Annotated in this window: 10 protein-coding genes; 8 read left to right on the forward strand and 2 right to left on the reverse strand. The window is 54.7% G+C overall.

Annotation, left to right across the window (positions count from 1 at the left end; genetic code table 11):
* The first annotated feature begins 23 nt into the window (after nucleotides 1-23).
* The 8 genes from nusA to OUO13_RS17475 all read left to right on the forward strand — a co-directional run bounded on the left by nusA (nucleotide 24) and on the right by OUO13_RS17475 (nucleotide 13,125).
* Nucleotides 24-1,520 (forward strand): transcription termination factor NusA, encoded by a 1,497-nt coding sequence (gene nusA, locus OUO13_RS17440; RefSeq protein WP_283175180.1) that lies wholly within the window; start codon nucleotides 24-26, stop codon nucleotides 1,518-1,520.
* Between the two features lie 27 nt (nucleotides 1,521-1,547).
* A complete protein-coding gene (gene infB / locus OUO13_RS17445) occupies nucleotides 1,548-4,520 on the forward strand; it encodes a translation initiation factor IF-2 (RefSeq protein WP_283175181.1) in 2,973 nt (990 codons plus the stop codon).
* A 107-nt stretch (nucleotides 4,521-4,627) separates the two neighbouring features.
* A complete protein-coding gene (gene rbfA / locus OUO13_RS17450) occupies nucleotides 4,628-5,053 on the forward strand; it encodes a 30S ribosome-binding factor RbfA (protein WP_283175182.1) in 426 nt (141 codons plus the stop codon).
* Between the two features lie 20 nt (nucleotides 5,054-5,073).
* Nucleotides 5,074-6,042, forward strand: coding sequence for a tRNA pseudouridine(55) synthase TruB (truB, locus tag OUO13_RS17455; protein WP_283175183.1), 969 nt, complete (start codon nucleotides 5,074-5,076; stop codon nucleotides 6,040-6,042).
* 124 nt (nucleotides 6,043-6,166) lie between these two features.
* Nucleotides 6,167-6,436 carry a 30S ribosomal protein S15 gene (rpsO, locus tag OUO13_RS17460; protein WP_283175184.1) on the forward strand — a complete coding sequence of 90 codons (270 nt, stop codon included), beginning with the start codon at nucleotides 6,167-6,169 and terminating at the stop codon, nucleotides 6,434-6,436.
* 311 nt (nucleotides 6,437-6,747) lie between these two features.
* Nucleotides 6,748-8,856 carry a polyribonucleotide nucleotidyltransferase gene (gene pnp, locus OUO13_RS17465; protein WP_283175185.1) on the forward strand — a complete coding sequence of 703 codons (2,109 nt, stop codon included), beginning with the start codon at nucleotides 6,748-6,750 and terminating at the stop codon, nucleotides 8,854-8,856.
* Between the two features lie 247 nt (nucleotides 8,857-9,103).
* Nucleotides 9,104-11,299 carry a hypothetical protein gene (locus OUO13_RS17470; RefSeq protein ID WP_283175186.1) on the forward strand — a complete coding sequence of 732 codons (2,196 nt, stop codon included), beginning with the start codon at nucleotides 9,104-9,106 and terminating at the stop codon, nucleotides 11,297-11,299.
* 68 nt (nucleotides 11,300-11,367) lie between these two features.
* Nucleotides 11,368-13,125, forward strand: a complete 1,758-nt coding sequence (locus tag OUO13_RS17475) for a VRR-NUC domain-containing protein (protein ID WP_283175187.1) — start codon at nucleotides 11,368-11,370, stop codon at nucleotides 13,123-13,125.
* Here the strand turns inward: OUO13_RS17475 and scpC are convergent, their stop codons facing one another.
* Nucleotides 13,126-14,637, reverse strand: coding sequence for a succinyl-CoA:acetate CoA-transferase ScpC (scpC, locus tag OUO13_RS17480; RefSeq protein ID WP_487362618.1), 1,512 nt, complete (start codon nucleotides 14,635-14,637; stop codon nucleotides 13,126-13,128). It lies immediately after the preceding gene.
* 236 nt (nucleotides 14,638-14,873) lie between these two features.
* Complete coding sequence (locus tag OUO13_RS17485) at nucleotides 14,874-16,565, reverse strand: 2-isopropylmalate synthase (RefSeq protein WP_283175189.1); 1,692 nt, start codon at nucleotides 16,563-16,565, stop codon at nucleotides 14,874-14,876.
* Nucleotides 16,566-16,615: the final 50 nt, after the last annotated feature.

Here is a 16,615-nt window from a genome sequence, read left to right on the forward strand (position 1 = left end):
AGGTTGCACAGCGAGGCTGGAAGATGAGTAAAGAAATTCTCCTGGTCGCGGAAGCGGTTTCCAACGAAAAAGGCGTCTCCCGGGACGTGATTTTTGAGGCTATTGAGTCGGCTCTGGAAGCAGCCGCCAAAAAGCGCTACGAAGACGAAGAAGCGACCATTCGTGTGACCATCGATCGCAAGACCGGTGATTACGAAACATTCCGCAGCTGGCTGGTCGTCAGCAACGACGTGGTTCCAGGTCTGGGTGATGAACTGACCTTGCAGGAAGCCCACGAGATTGATACCAATCTGCAACCTGGCGACACATACGAAGTACGTATCGAAAACCCGGATTTCGGTCGTATTGCTGCCCAGGCTGCCAAGCAGATCATCGTACAGAAAGTACGTGAAGCTGAACGCGCCCAGATCGTTGATCAGTACCAGCACCGTGTTGGTGAAATCATTAACGGTACTGTCAAGAAAGTGACCCGTGACAATATTATTGTTGACTTGGGTAACAACGCTGAAGGCCTGCTGCCAAAAGACCAATTGATCGGTCGTGAAGTGATGCGTATGGGCGAGCGTGTACGTGCTGTTCTGCAAGCCGTACGTCCGGAAAACCGTGGTCCTCAGCTGATGATGAGTCGTACCTGTCCGGAAATGCTGATCGAGCTGTTCCGCATCGAAGTACCGGAAATTGCGGAAGAAGTTATTGAGATCAAGGGCGCGTCCCGTGATCCGGGCTCGCGTGCCAAAATCGCTGTAAAAACCAACGACAAGCGTATCGACCCTGTGGGTGCGTGTGTTGGTATGCGTGGTGCGCGTGTGCAGGCTGTTACCAACGAACTGGGTGGCAGCGAACGTATTGATATCGTGCTGTGGGATGACAACCCGGCACAACTGGTGATCAACGCCATGGCTCCAGCCGATGTGGCGTCGATCGTTATGGATGAAGACACCAACACCATGGATGTGGCTGTCGAGGCAGATAACCTCGCCCAGGCAATTGGTCGTGGCGGTCAGAACGTGCGTCTGGCTTCCGAACTGACTGGCTGGGAAATTAACGTCATGACCGTCGAGGACGCTGCTGCCAAGCAGAACCAGGAAGCTTCTGGCTACATCGACAACTTCATGAAAACCCTCGATATCGACGAGGATCTTGCTGTACTTCTGGTTGAAGAAGGTTTTACAACTCTCGAGGAAGTGGCTTATGTGCCGCTCGACGAGATGCTGTCCATTGATAGTCTGGACGAAGACATCGTGACTGAGCTGCGTAATCGTGCAAAAGATTACTTGCTGACTCAGGCGATTGCTTCCGAGGAGAAGCTGGAAGAAGCCCAGCCATCCGAAGACCTGCTGGCGATGGATGGTATGGACAAGCACCTGGCCCTGGTTCTGGCCAGCAAGGGAGTTTGTACAATGGAAGATCTGGCCGAGCAGTCCATCGATGATTTGATGGACATCGAGGATATGACGGAAGAAAAAGCGGCGGATCTGATCATGACCGCCCGCAAGCCCTGGTTTGAGGGCAACGACTAATCCACTCGCTCGGCATAGGAGATACGTATGGCAGAAGTAACAGTTAAAGAACTCGCCGACGTGGTTGGGACCAGCGTTGATCGCTTGTTGTCCCAGATGAAAGAAGCTGGTTTGCCACAAACGGCAGCCGCTCAGAAAGTTTCTGATGATGAAAAGCAGCGTCTGCTGACCTTTTTGAAGAAGAGTCACGGCGAAGCAGCCTCTGGCCCACAGAAGATCACCTTGAAGCGTAAGGTGACGACTACTCTGAAAACTGGTCAGGGTGGCAAAAAAGCGGTTTCTATCGAAGTGCGTCAAAAGCGTACTTATGTAAAACGCGATGAAGTGGATCAGGAAGCTGAAGCCGCTCGTCAGGCGGAAGTTGTGCGTCAGGAAGCAGAAGCTAAGGCTGCTGAAGCCGCTGCAAAGTCTGCTCGTGAAGCGGCTGTAGCCTCTGCTGCTGAAGCACCTGCAGCCCCTGCACGTGCTCGTACTGACTCGGCGCCAACGGCACAGATTCGTCCGCGTCAGGACAATCGCAACTCCAGTGGCCCTGTAGCCACTGTACGTGAGCGTTCCGATCGTCCAGCCCGTGATGGCAATCGCGATGACAATCGTGGTAACCGTGATGATAACCGCGGCAACCGTGATGATAACCGCGGCAACCGTGACGACAATCGTGGTAACCGCGATGACAGCCGTCCAGCGCGTCCACCGCGTGATGGTGACCGTCCTCAGCGTGATGGCGATCGTCCACAACGTGATGGCAACCGTCCTCCACGTGATGGTAATCGTCCTCCACGTGATGGCGGCAATCGTCCGGATAACCGTAGTGGCGATCGTCCGCAACGCGAAGGCGACCGTCCACAACGCGAAGGCGACCGTCCACAACGTGATGGTGACCGTCCTGATAACCGTGGTGGTGATCGTGGTCCGCGTCCTCCACAAGCGCGTGTTGCTCCTCGTGGCACCGCTGCTGGTGCTGATCGCAACAAGAGCCGTGCTCCGGTTGATGAAGAGGCAGCACAAAAACGCGCTGAAGCTGAAGCAGCCCAGGCTCGTCAGGAAGATGCTCGCAACAAGAAAGGCACCAAGGCCCAGGATCGCAAGCGTTCCGATACTCGTGAAGACAGCCGCTTTGGTAGTGATGACGAGGATTCAGGTGGTCGTGGTGGTCGTGGCGGTCGCGGCAAGCCAAAGGCCAAGGGCCGTGGCGGTCGTGGTCAGTCCAACGAGCACGCGTTTACCAAGCCAACTGCGCCGGTCATTTACGATATTGAGCTGCCAGAAGCGATCACTGTTGGTGATCTGGCTGCCAAGATGGCCGTTAAAGCAGGTGAAGTGATCAAGGTTCTGATGGGTATGGGTGTGATGGCGACCATCAACCAGACTCTGGATCAGGACACTGCCACTCTGGTGGTAGAAGAAATGGGTCACAAGGTCTCCAAGCTGATTGCGGACAACGCACTGGAAGTTGCAGTGACTGAATCCGTTTCCTATGAAGGCGACGAGAAACCACGTGCTCCGGTTGTTACAGTAATGGGTCACGTTGACCACGGTAAGACCTCTCTGCTCGACTACATTCGTCGTACCAAAGTGGCGTCTGGCGAAGCGGGTGGTATTACCCAGCACATTGGTGCTTACCATGTAGAAACCGACCGTGGCATGGTGTCCTTCCTGGATACCCCTGGTCACGCTGCGTTTACCGCAATGCGTGCCCGTGGTGCCCAGTCTACTGACGTGGTGATTCTGGTGGTGGCGGCCGACGACGGTGTGATGCCACAAACTGAAGAAGCGATTCAGCACGCCCGTGCTGCCGGTGTTCCACTGGTAGTGGCCATCAACAAGATGGACAAGGCGTCTGCAGACATCGATCGCGTGAAGAACGAACTGTCTGCACGTGGTGTTCTGCCGGAAGATTGGGGCGGCGACGTACCATTCGTTCCAGTGTCTGCTCACACCGGTATGGGTGTGGATGACCTGCTGGAAGCGGTACTGCTGCAAGCGGAAATTCTGGAACTGACTGCTCACTTCGATGGCCCGGCCATGGGTGTGGTAGTAGAGTCCCGTCTGGATAAAGGTCGTGGTCCGGTAGCTACCCTGCTGGTTCAGAGCGGCACCCTGAAGAAAGGTGACATCGTTCTGGCTGGTACCTGCTACGGTCGTGCCCGTGCCCTGCTGGACGAGAACGGTCAGCCAGTAGAAAGCGCTGGTCCTTCTATCCCGGTAGAAATCCTGGGTCTGAACGGTACTCCGGATGCTGGTGACAACTTCATGGTTGTGGAAAGCGAGAAGAAAGCCCGTGATGTGGCGGAATTCCGTGAATCCCGTGCCCGTGAACAGGTTCAGCAGCGTCAACAGGCAGCCAAGCTGGATGCTCTGTTCGCCGGTATGTCCGATGGTCAGCAAGCGGTTCTGAATGTCGTTCTGAAAACCGACGTACGTGGTTCTCTGGAAGCGATCCATAGCTCCCTGCAGAAACTGGCTACCGACGAAGTGAAAGTGAACGTGGTGTCCTCCGGTGTTGGTGGTATCACCGAAACTGACGTGACTCTGGCAGTTGCTTCTTCTGCGGTGGTATTCGGTTTCAACGTACGTGCCGACAACGCAGCCAAGCGTATCGTTGAGAACGCTGGTATCGATATGCGTTACTACAGCGTGATCTACGATCTGCTGGATGACGTGAAACAGGCGATGGCGGGTCTGCTGGCTCCTGAACTGCGTGAAGAGATTGTGGGTATCGCCGAAGTGCGTGATGTCTTCAACTCTCCGAAATTCGGTCAGATTGCAGGCTGTATGGTTATTGATGGTATCGTGTACCGTCACAAGAAGATCCGTGTTCTGCGTTCCAACGTAGTGATCTACGAAGGCGAACTGGAATCTCTGCGTCGTTACAAGGACGACGTGGCGGAAGTTCGCCAGGGTATGGAATGTGGTATCGGCGTGAAGCACTATCAGGACGTTCGCCCTGGCGACCAGATTGAAGTGTTCGACGTCAAGGAAGTGGCTCGTACCCTGTAAGCGGTACAGTCAGTTCTACAGAAACAAGGCCCGGTCAGTCCGGGCTTTGTTTTCTGTGAAATCCAATGATTCGTGGCTCCCAAGAGCCAACATGGCGGAGTATCCGGATGCCAAAAGAATTCAGCCGTACCTCGCGACTGGGCGAGCAGATCCAGCGCGAGCTGGCACGTAAAATCCAGTTTGATCTGAAAGACCCACGCCTCGGCATGGTCACCATCAACCACGTCAAGGTTGCCAAGGATCTTGGTTATGCCGATATCTACTTCACAGTGATGGGCGCACGCGGCGAAACGGATGCCGAAATTCGTGTCCAGACTGAAACCATTCTGAACGATGCTGCCGGTTTCCTGCGTTTCGAGCTGGCGCGTTTCCTGACCACCCGGATTACGCCGCATCTGCGTTTTCACTACGACGAGTCCTTCGATCGTGGTCATCACCTCACTAATCTGATTCGCAAGGCTCGTACCGAAGATGAGGTACGTTCCGGTCGTTCAGCCGCTCAGGCTGACGGTGACAGTTCATCTGACGAGTAAGCAGGCTGGCACAGATATCAATGGCTCGACGTAATCGCGGCCGTGACGTTCACGGCATTGTTCTGCTCAACAAACCGCTGGGCATGAGCTCCAACCAGGCATTGCAGGTCGTAAAGCGTATCTATAACGCTCGTAAGGCTGGTCATACCGGCGCTCTGGATCCTGAAGCCAGTGGTTTGTTGCCAATCTGTCTGGGCGAAGCCACCAAGTTTTCCCAGTTGTTGCTGGAATCCGACAAGGGCTACGAAACCACTGCGCACCTTGGTATTGTCCGCAGCACCGGTGATAACGAAGGTGAGATTGTGTCCACCCGGCCGGTTCCCGAGCTCGATGATGCTGCTATTGAAGCGGTGCTGGAGCGTTTTCGTGGTGACGTTGAACAGGTGCCGCCGATGTTTTCGGCGCTCAAGTTCAATGGCAAACCCTTGTATGAGCTGGCCCGGCAGGGTATGACGGCTGAAGAAGCCACCGAAATTGCCGAGCGCAAACGTCGTGTTATTCGTATTCTGGAGCTTGAAAAGCTCGATTTCCGTAATGGCTGCGAACTGGATCTGAATGTGGTCTGCACCAAAGGCACCTATATTCGCACTCTGGTAGAAGACATCGGTGAGGCGATTGGGTGTGGTGCTTATGTCAGCCGTTTGCATCGGGTGCTGACGGGGCCATATCGTGGTAGCCAGATGATTGGCCTTGATCATCTTGAAGCCTTGTTCGAGGCCCAGGATTATGCCGCACTGGATGCCTTGCTGATGCCGATGGAGTCTGCCGTGCCACATTGGCCGTTTGCTGAGCTGTCGTGGGCGCAGGCGCAAAAAGTAATGCTGGGGCAGGCACTCAATACTAGCCTCGACGATGCAGCTTCGGTACAATTGTGGGCCGCTGAATCTGGCGTCAGACAGTTTATCGGTGTCGGATCCATCCAGAAAGGCCGTTTGCAACCCACTCGGTTGTTGAATGTTGCCCTGTTTGATCCTGTCGCACCGGTCTGAGTCACAGCACCGTTTTTCGTCGCCGGTTTTCCGGGGCGGAATCATCCTACTGTTAATGTGCACGGTAGCGATGTCTTTTTAACATCAGGTTTATCCTGACGCACATTCTTCGGAGTAAATGAAGATGGCATTGTCTGCTGAAAAGAAAGCTGAGATCGTAAAAGAGTTCCAAACTGTTGAAGGTGATACTGGTTCTCCGGAAGTTCAGGTTGCTCTGCTGACCTTTAACATCCAGGGCCTGCAGGGTCACTTCAAGGAACACGGTAAAGATCACCACTCCCGTCGTGGTCTGATCCGTATGGTTAACCAGCGTCGCAAGCTGCTGGACTACCTGAAGAAGAAAGACTCTTCCCGTTACCTGAACCTGATTCAGCGTCTGGGTCTGCGTCGCTAATCTCGCGCTTTTGCAGCAAAGGCCCTTCGGGGCTTTTGTTGTATCCGACAGGGCTTGTGCCCATCCTCTCCGGAACTGTTGTCCGACTCTGCATCTCGCAGCATGTTGGAGCTTTTCAGTCCATACTCCATTACACCTGTAAACACTGTGGTGCCAACCCCGCTGTTTGTTGCGGTGGTGCTTCTAACCATTTGTCGCCGGTTCCGGCTGTGGGACCTATGGGCTTCTGTTGTGTCCGGAATTCCGGGGCCAATGCTTAGAAGCACCGGCGGTGATACAGGACCGTTAAAATTCAAAGGAATCGTTTATTAATGAGCAATAAACCCGTCGCACGTACCAAGACTTTCCAGTTTGGCAATGATACCGTAACCCTCGAAACTGGCCGCGTAGCCCGTCAGGCCGATGGTGCAGTTCTGGCTACCATGGGTAAAACCCAGGTTCTGGCCACTGTGGTTGGTGCCAAGTCTGTTAAAGCTGGTCAGGACTTCTTCCCGCTGTCTGTTCACTACCAGGAAAAAATGTACGCCGCTGGCCGTATCCCTGGTGGTTACAACAAGCGTGAAGGTCGTCCAAGCGAAAACGAAACCCTGACCTCCCGTCTGATCGACCGTCCAATCCGTCCACTGTTTCCTGAAGGCTTCATGAACGAAGTTCAGGTAATCGTGACTGTAATGTCTGCTGACAAGACCGTTAACCCGGATATCCTGGCCATGATCGCCACCTCCGGTGCTCTGGCTGTTTCCGGTATTCCATTCAACGGCCCAATCGGTGGTGCTCGTGTTGGTTTCACCGAAGATGATGGCTACATCCTGAACCCATCCCGTGCCCAGATGGAAGAATCCCTGCTGGACATGGTGGTTGCCGGTACCAAAGACGCCGTGCTGATGGTTGAATCCGAAGCCGATGAACTGACCGAAGACGAAATGCTGGGTGCTGTTCTGTTCGCCCACACTGCATTCCAGTCTGCTATCACTGCGATCAGCGAGTGGGTTGTTGAACTGGGTATCGAAGGCTGGAACTGGTCTGCTGCTGCTCGCAACGAAGCTCTGTACAACGCTGTTAAAGCGGAAACTGCCGTTGCTATCAGCGAGGCTTACACCATCTCCGAGAAGATGGCCCGTTACTCTCGTCTGGACGAAATCACTTCTGCTGCTGTTGAAAAACTGTCTGCCAAAGACGGTGAAGAAGGCTTCAGCGCTGATGACGTATCCGAAATGGTTGGCACCCTGAAGTACGAAGTAGTACGTCAGCGTGTTATCGATGGCGCTCCACGTATCGATGGTCGTGACAACGACACCGTACGTCCTCTGACCATCGAAACTGGCGTTCTGAAAAACGCTCACGGTTCTGCTCTGTTCACCCGTGGTGAAACCCAGGCGATCGTGGTGACCACTCTGGGCTCTGCCCGTGACGCGCAGATGATCGACTTCCTGCACGGCACCCAGGACGACCCGTTCCTGTTCCACTACAACTTCCCTCCATTCTCGGTAGGTGAAGCTGGTCGTATGGGTACTCCAGGTCGTCGTGAAATTGGTCACGGCCGTCTGGCCCGTCGTGGCGTTCAGGCCATGATGCCAGCCCACGAAGAATTCCCGTACACCGTTCGTGTGGTTTCTGAAATCACCGAATCCAACGGTTCTTCTTCCATGGCTTCCGTGTGTGGCGCTTCCCTGGCTCTGATGGATGCCGGTGTTCCGCTGAAAGCTCCAGTGGCTGGTATCGCCATGGGTCTGGTTAAGGAAGGCGACAAGTTTGCCGTTCTGACCGACATCCTGGGTGACGAAGACCACCTGGGCGACATGGACTTCAAGGTTGCCGGTACTGACGAAGGTATCACTGCACTGCAGATGGATATCAAGATCGAAGGTATCACCGAGCAGATCATGGAAATCGCCCTGGAAAAAGCCAAGGCTGCCCGTCTGAACATTCTGGGTCAGATGAACGCTGTTATCGCTGAGCCGCGCAAGCAGCTGGCTGAGAACGCGCCAACCATGACCACCATGAAGATTCCTTCAGACAAGATCCGTGAAGTGATTGGTAAGGGCGGTGCCACCATTCGTGACATCACCGACAAGTCTGGTGCTTCTATCGACATCGACGACAGCGGCGAAATCAAGATCTTCGCAGCTGGCAAAGAAGCTTCCGAACTGGCTCGCAGCATGATCGAAGCGATCGTTGCCGAGATCGAAGTAGGCGTTACCTACACTGGTAAAGTCAGCAAGATCGTGGACTTCGGTGCATTCATCACTGTTTTGCCTGGCAAGGACGGTCTGCTGCACATCTCCCAGATCAGCGAAGAGCGTGTTGAAAACGTCTCTGACTACCTGAAAGAAGGCCAGATGGTTAACGTACACGTAATGGACGTTGATCCAAAAGGCCGCGTGAAGCTGACCATGAAAGGCATTCAGCAGCCAGCCTGATCGGCCCTGCGAGTGTAAAAGAAGCCACCTTCGGGTGGCTTTTTTTATGGGCGGTCGTTCGTTGAATAAGCTGTCCACATGGGCCGGGTCAAAAATCATCTGCCATAAACCTGACCTGATACCGTGTGGACTGGTATCAATGACCAGTGGCTGGGTAATAATTGATATGTGACAAGATCATGGTCAGACCCAACTTCTATCCTCCGGTGCAATGCTTGCCACTACAAGAATTGCGTCGGAGACGAACATGAGGCACAAACGGCTGGCTGAGCCGGCGGCGGGAATCAATGAATCGCTGGCGGTGCTGACACAACAGTATCGTAATACCAACCCGGCTTTTGCCGAATGGGCGCAGGGACGTGGGCTGATCCAGCATTCTGATGCCGTGCAGTCGGAAGTCTGGAAGCTGGTCGAACACCTGGCTGAAGCGGGTTATGTGGACCATCCAGCCATGTGCCTCAAGCTGTTAACCCAATTGGATGTGCTCTGTAATCATGTGGCATGGATGGTGTTGCAGCTGACCCGTTTGCAGCGCTGGTGTGATGACGCTACTTTGCCTGATGATGCCTTACGCCTACAAGCTGTCGGTGATACCCGCCGGGCGCTTGCTTCTGTTCCGGTTCTGTGTGCCCGTCTGGCCCTGAACCGTCTGACTCGTCATCAACGCGACTGGTTTACCGATATCAGTGATGCCGGTGCGGCACTCGAAGTATTGCAGTTGATGCTCGAAACCGCGCCTCTGGATCGTCGCCATCGGTATGGCAGTCGTTGTGAGTCGGTCGACTGGGCAACCTTGCTGGCTGATTTTGGTGATTTGTCGGAAAGTCAGTCGAATCCGGGACCATGGATTTCTCCTGAGTTGACCGGTGTGCGTGCGCCGGTTGGTGCACCAACCGAGTGGCAGGCAGTTCATCAGGTTTTGCCCGGTGAACGTCTGCTGGTATTACTCGACAGTCGTGGTGTTGGCATGTTGTTGGAATCGCTGCGTTGGTGGCATCCAGAAGATTGCGGTTTACTGGTGCCGGTATTAGTCGATTGTGATGATGGTGCGGTTCCTGCTGGCGTGACCCGTATTGTCGATGGTAGTGATCCAGCCGCCTGTTTGTGTGCGATTCTCGAAGCCGAAACCCGCCTTGGCCAGATTGCTGCTGATTATGTGGAAGACGAACTGGAACCGCCGGTGGCTTTCCCGATGGTTTATGTTCGTGGTGCCAACTGGTGGTCATCAACGGCAGATGATGCCCAATGTGCTGCCGAGTTGTATCAGCGTGCACGCCAGCCGCAAGCGTTGTGGCAGGCGGCGGCATCGGCCATGAAGCTGACAGTGCGTAACCGGCGTGCCTCGATGGTGACGGTTAATCGCCCGGCACCCCATTGGCGCCATGAGCCTTCTGCCATGCTGGCGGCGCTTGATCAGTATTTTGTTGATTTTGTGGAAGTGAATCCGCATTTGCGAGTCCGGCTGGCGGCTGCGCCGGTTGAAGCCCGCAAGCGTTTGCCAACGGCGCTGGATTTGCTCGAGGTTCGCCAGATTTCGCCGTTACAGCAAGAAGGGTATCAGCCATCCGGTGCCATTGTGGAAGTGGTGGATGGACTGGAAATGGCGTCGGTGGTACTCGGCAATCAGATGGGACTGAATCTGGTGCTGCTGGATAACCAGCAGGCGTTGGCGGCGCTGGACCCTTTGTTGTTGTCCTCACATTTTGCCCGAGCCCAGGCCATGGTGGACGAACCGGCGGCGTGGGTGGGGATTCCCCTGTTAACCCGCAGCGACTGGTGGTTGGCAGGCAGTCAGTCCGGCTCACGTTTGCTGGAGTTTTCCGAAGCCATGCTGGCGCAGAACGCGGATCAGGTACGGGTGCTGATGGTGCCGGATGCCAATACGGCGATGTGTTGTCTGAAGCAGTGTTACGGTGAATTTGGTGTGATCAGCCAGCTGGTGCTGGACGAGCATGAACATATTCCGCTGGAGCCGCGTCAGGCTGAGCAGCTGGTGACGCATGGCGCACTCTGCCTGGCAGGCAACTGTGGTGCTGAGCTGCAATTGGTGGCCTGTGGCAGTCGGGCGTTAAATATCGCTCGTGAGGTATCGGCGGCGCTGAAGCAAGCCGGAACCGCTCATTCGCTGGTGTATATTCTGGAACCGGGCCGGTTCCGGGTTGCTCGCGATGAGCAGGAAGAGCGTTATCTGGCCGATGAATCGCTGATCAGCAGTCTGTTTCCGGAACATGTTCAGCATCGTCTGATTCTGACCGACCTGCATCCGGAAGTGTTGCTGGGGCATTGCCGACGTCTCGATCTTGGCCCCAAACGCACCGCCGCTCTCGGTTTTCTGAATCAGTATCCGAATCGCAACGAAGCGGCAGCACTTGAAGCCAATGGCCTTGATTGCCAGGCGGCGCTTGCTGCTATTCAGGAAATGCTGGCGACACCTCTGCATTAACCAGATCTGCTGAGTGTTTGTGGCCACACAACTGGTCGTGAGGCGCTGCCCTCTGCTAGTGTGTGGTCATGAATACCATCACTCTCCCGCCTTTTTATTACCGCGATAACTTCCAGCAACTGCTGGATCGTGCCGGTTTATTACCTGCTGAACTCCAGACGGAGCGTGAGCGCCAACTCACTTCGATGGCTCTGCTGTTATCACCGCAGGCGCTGGCCTTGCTGGTGCGTCTGCTGACCCGCAAAGGCAATCTGTTCCGTTCTGAACGACTGGCTTGGGCTGAATTACCCGATCTGATAGAGCCAGTGGCCGAGCTGGTGTCGGCAGGCTGGGTGCGGGTTATTACCGCTCGTGCTGAACTGAACGATCTGGTGGGCGTGGATGAATGGCTGGCCCTGTACAACCGCGACGAGTTACTGCAAGCCTGGGGGGATCAGCTGGTTGGAATAACGGGTGTTAGTCGCAGCAAGCTGAAAAGCTGGCGCCGTGAGCAGCTGGATGAGATCTGCAAACAGGCACTGACGGCCGGGCAATTACAGCGCTGTGATTTACAGACGGCTCTCTGGTGGCAGCTGGTAAGTGACTGCTCACAATGGCTGGAAACCCTGTTGCTACTGTACTTTGGCAATTTGCAGCAAAGCCTCACCGAGTTTGTTTTGCGGGATCTTGGCCTCGCTCGTTATGAAGATTTGCCGTTGGATGCAAGCCTGTGTCCATTTCACAGTCGTACTCAGTTGGATGCCCATCGGGCGTTGTTTCATCTGTCTCCCGATGATGACTGGCTAAAAGCCGCTGATGCCGATGCCTTGCAGCTGCGATGGAATGCGCTGCAGGATATTCGCGAACGAGTGGTTGATGATGAATGGTTGCAGCGGCGCTGGATGCGTATGGTGACACGGTTGGCGCGACAGGCCGAGCGTCTGGCTTTGCCGGAACTGGCGCTGGACTGGTATCAGAGTTGCGAATGCCATCCGGCACGCGAACGGCGTATTCGTCTGCTGGCGATTCGTGATCCGTGGCAAGCGCTGGCGGAGTGCCGAGCTGCCTGGTTTAACAGTTACTCCGAAGATGAATGGCAATTCCTGCAAGGCTTTGTGCCTCGATTGGGCAAGCAGCTCGGCAAACTGGATCGTCAACGTTTGCAAACATCCGGTGTGATCGACTGGTATCAGGCAGCGGCGTTACCCGCAGAACAGTTTTTAAACTTGCCGACTGACTGGAAACAGCGTTGGCCTCGGGTTGAGCAGGCGGTGTTGGATTTATTGGCGGAGCAGGGCAGGCCAGGAATCTATGTCGAAAACGCACTGATTGTTTCGGTGTTTGGTTTATTGTACTGGCCGTTGTTATTCGCGGCGGTTGAAGGCGCTTTTTTTCACCCGTTCCAGTATCGCCCCGATGATCTGTATGAGCCGGATTTTCTGACCAGGCGCCAGTTATGGTTGCAGGAAATAGAGGCGGACCTCGACAGCGGTGTCTGGATCGACCGTGTTCAGCAACGGGCTATCGACAAGATGGGTATACAAAACCCGTTTGTGTATTGGGAGTTTGTGGCGGCAGGTCTGGAGCAGGGTTGGTTCGAAACGGTTCTGAAGCGTATACCGCTTGAACACTGGCGAGCCATGTTTGAGTTTATCTGGCAGGACCCGAAAGCACATCGTTCAGGGTTGCCGGATTTGCTGATTCTGGAACCGGATGGCGGTTACCAGTTACTGGAAGTGAAAGGGCCTGGAGATCAATTACAGGCGAATCAGAAATCCTGGCTGGCATGGTTTGCCAGCCAGAATATTCCAGCCGCGGTGTTATACGCGCGGCCGGAACCGGTTTGATTACATCTTGCCGGTTTCTTCGTAACGCTGGTGCCAGCTCAGAGCTTCGCCCAGCAGGTGCGGAGTGTGCATGCCACGGCCACTGGCGCAAGCGCGCTCGAAGTAGTCGAGCAGGCGTGGACGGAAGTCCGGGTGCGCGCAGTTGTTGATGATCTTCAGAGCGCGCTGACGTGGAGACAGGCCACGCAGGTCAGCCAGACCATATTCGGTTACCACTACTTTGACGTCGTGTTCGGTGTGGTCCACGTGGGAAACCATCGGAACAATCGCAGAAATGGTGCCGTTTTTGGCAGTAGACGGGGTTACGAAGATCGACAGGTAACCGTTACGCGCGAAGTCACCAGAACCACCGATACCGTTCATCATGCGGCTACCCATAATGTGGGTAGAGTTTACGTTGCCGTAAATATCCGCTTCGATCAGACCGTTCATGGCAATAACACCCAGACGACGGATCAGCTCAGGGTGGTTACTGATATCTTGCTGACGCAGGATGATGCGTTCACGGTAGAAATCGATGTTGTCGTTCAGTTCCTGCATGGCCGCCGGGCTCAGGGAGAATGCAGTAGAAGACACGGCAGTCATGGTGCCGGACTTCAGCATTTTCAGCATGCCGTCCTGAATGACTTCGGTGAAACCGGTCAGGTTACGGAAAGGACCTGCATCCAGACCTTCCAGTACGGCGTTTGGAATGTTGCCTACACCAGACTGGATTGGCAGCAGTTCGGGTGGCAGGCGGCCGATTTCGATTTCACGCTTGAAGAAATCAAGGATGTGGCCAGCGATGCGGTGTGATACTTCATCCGGAGCGCTGAAGGGGGAGTTGCGGTCTGGCGCGTTGGTTTCAACAACGGCAATCACCTTGCTCAGGTCGCACTGCAGGTATTTTTCACCAATACGGTCAGTTGGATTGGTAATCATGATTGGTTTGCGGTTTGGTGGTAAGGCAGTGCCGTAGTACACGTCGTGCATGCCTTCCAGGCCACTACTCTGACCGCTGTTGACTTCCAGGATGATGTGGTCAGCCTGTTCCAACCAGGTTTTGTTGTTACCAATAGCAGATGATGGAATCAGACGACCATCTTCCAGAATGCCGCTGACTTCAACCAGGGCAATGTTCATCTTGCCTAGGAAGCCAGACCAGGCGTACTGGGATACTTCCGACAGGTGAATGTCGATGTAGTCCATGGTGCCGTCGTTGATCTTGGCGCGGCAGATCGGGTCAGACTGGAATGGCAAACGCATGTTAATGCCGTCCACCTTGGCCAGTTCACCGTCGAGTTCCGGAGCGGTAGATGCACCGGTCCAGATGTTGATCTTGAAACGTTCACCGACTTCATTCAGTTTTTCGATGCGGCTGGCCAGTGCTTTTGGTACTGCTTTTGGATATCCCGCACCAGTAAAACCACTCATACCAACGGTACAGCCGTTAGGAATAAGCTGGGCGGCGGCTTCTGCACTCATCAGGAGATCCTGAAGGGCAGGGCAGAGCATGCGTGAACTTTGAGTCATGGTACGGGGTTCCGTAGGAGCGTAAATACTGAACGTTTGTGTTGTGTCAAAACGCGCCAGATGCTAACGCTTTATAATGAGATACGAGTACCTACTTAAGTTGTAAAAGACTTAAAACAGATAGTCTTATGGTAGGGGTTAATGCGGGGCTCATTAAGAGAAAATGGCCCTGTTTTTACCACAGAGCCATTTTCAGCCAATCTGCCGGAAGGCGGTGGATTGGCTGGATGGGTTAATCAGGCGACAGCGGCTTGCTGTTCCAATGCCTGATTTACAACTGCGAGGATGGCATTCATGCTGGCACTCAAGGTGTCTTCATCCTGCGCGGCCGCGGTGAAACGCTGACCATTGATGTTTGCCTGAATAAAGGCAATCGCCTGGGCATCGGAGCCTTCGGAAACCGCCTGCTCGTCAAACTGAACCACCTGTACGGTGATACCCAGCGCCTTGTGCAAGGCATCGGTGAAGGCGCTGAGTGCACCGTTACCGTGGCCGTGTACCAGACGGATATTGCTGCCATCGTTCAGACCGGCTTGCACGCGGTGTTCACCACCGTGGCTGTCGATCTGGTAGCTGTCGAGCTGCAACTGGCCATGGCTGGTCATGAAGTTCTTGCGGAATACCCGCACGATGTCTTCAGTCGACAATTCGCCTTCCTGCTGCTCGGCCTGTTTCTGCACCGGTTGCGCCAGTTCAATCTGTACCCAGCGTGGCAAGGTTACACCCATGGCCTGTTCGAGCAGGTAAGACGCACCACCTTTACCTGACTGGCTGTTTACACGAATCACAGACTGGTAGTTGCGGCCAATATCCTGTGGGTCGATTGGCAGGTAGGCCACATCCCAGTAGGCTTCATCTTTCTGTACGGCCAGACACTTGCGGATAGCATCCTGGTGGCTGCCAGAGAACGCGGTGTAAACCAGTTCACCAACCCAAGGATGACGTGGGTGGGTCTTGATGGCCGTGCAGCTTTCTACAGTAGCGATGATTTCGTCGGCGATGCTGATGTCGAGTTCCGGATCAATGCCCTGGCTGTACATGTTCATGGCCATGGTGACGATGTCCATGTTGCCGGTACGTTCGCCGTTGCCCAGCAAGGTGCCTTCAATGCGGTCGGCACCGGCCAAGATGGCCATTTCGGCCGCGGCTACACCACAACCACGGTCATTGTGGGTGTGAATGCTGATCAGGATGCTGTCGCGTTTTTTCACGGTATCGCAGAACAGTTCGATCTGGTCGGCGAAGACGTTTGGCATCGCGGATTCAACGGTGGCCGGCAAGTTGATAATGGCCTTGTTGTCCGGAGTTGGTTGCCATACGTCGATCACGGCATCACAGACTTCAACTGCGAAGTCCACTTCGGTGCCAGAGAAACTTTCCGGTGAGTACTGGAAGGTCCATTGGGTTTCCGGGTGTTTTTCTGCTTCGGCTTTTACCTTGGCTGCACCTTTACGAGCGACGGCAATAATACCGGCTTTGTCGAGGCCGAATACTTTTTCACGCTGGGTCGGAGAGGTGGAGTTGTACACGTGCACGATGGCACGCGGAACACCTTCCAACGCTTCGTAAGTACGTTCAATCAGTTCGTCACGTGCCTGCACCAGTACCTGAATAGTGACATCGGCCGGAATCTGGTTGGCTTCGATCAACCAGCGCACGAAGTCAAAATCCGGCTGGGAAGCGGAAGGGAAGCCGACTTCAATCTGCTTGAAGCCCATTTTTACCAGCAAACCCCACATGGCCTGTTTCTGGGCAACGGACATTGGTTCGATCAGAGCCTGGTTACCATCACGCAGGTCCACAGAGCACCACAGCGGCGCAACCTGGATCTGCTGGTCTGGCCAGCGGCGGTCGCGTTTGTTGATCACTTCAAAACGGCGGTAACGGGCCGGGTTGAAACGTGGATTGCTGTAGCGATGGGTGGTCATGGCGATTTCCTGTTTGCATCATTGACGACAGATACAGTCTATCGCCACTG

The organism is Parathalassolituus penaei (assembly GCF_026626885.1).
Lineage (GTDB): Bacteria > Pseudomonadota > Gammaproteobacteria > Pseudomonadales > Oceanobacteraceae > Oceanobacter > Oceanobacter penaei.

Excerpts from the sequence above, each read along its gene's own strand:
- infB (WP_283175181.1), top strand. The coding sequence starts at position 1,548 with ATGGCAGAAGTAACAGTTAAAGAACTCGCCGACGTGGTTGGGACCAGC.
- rpsO (WP_283175184.1), top strand. The coding sequence starts at position 6,167 with ATGGCATTGTCTGCTGAAAAGAAAGCTGAGATCGTAAAAGAGTTCCAA.
- pnp (WP_283175185.1), top strand. The coding sequence starts at position 6,748 with ATGAGCAATAAACCCGTCGCACGTACCAAGACTTTCCAGTTTGGCAAT.
- rbfA (WP_283175182.1), top strand. The coding sequence starts at position 4,628 with ATGCCAAAAGAATTCAGCCGTACCTCGCGACTGGGCGAGCAGATCCAG.
- nusA (WP_283175180.1), top strand. The coding sequence starts at position 24 with ATGAGTAAAGAAATTCTCCTGGTCGCGGAAGCGGTTTCCAACGAAAAA.
- OUO13_RS17470 (WP_283175186.1), top strand. The coding sequence starts at position 9,104 with ATGAGGCACAAACGGCTGGCTGAGCCGGCGGCGGGAATCAATGAATCG.
- OUO13_RS17475 (WP_283175187.1), top strand. The coding sequence starts at position 11,368 with ATGAATACCATCACTCTCCCGCCTTTTTATTACCGCGATAACTTCCAG.
- scpC (WP_487362618.1), bottom strand. The coding sequence starts at position 14,637 with ATGACTCAAAGTTCACGCATGCTCTGCCCTGCCCTTCAGGATCTCCTG.
- OUO13_RS17485 (WP_283175189.1), bottom strand. The coding sequence starts at position 16,565 with ATGACCACCCATCGCTACAGCAATCCACGTTTCAACCCGGCCCGTTAC.
- truB (WP_283175183.1), top strand. The coding sequence starts at position 5,074 with ATGGCTCGACGTAATCGCGGCCGTGACGTTCACGGCATTGTTCTGCTC.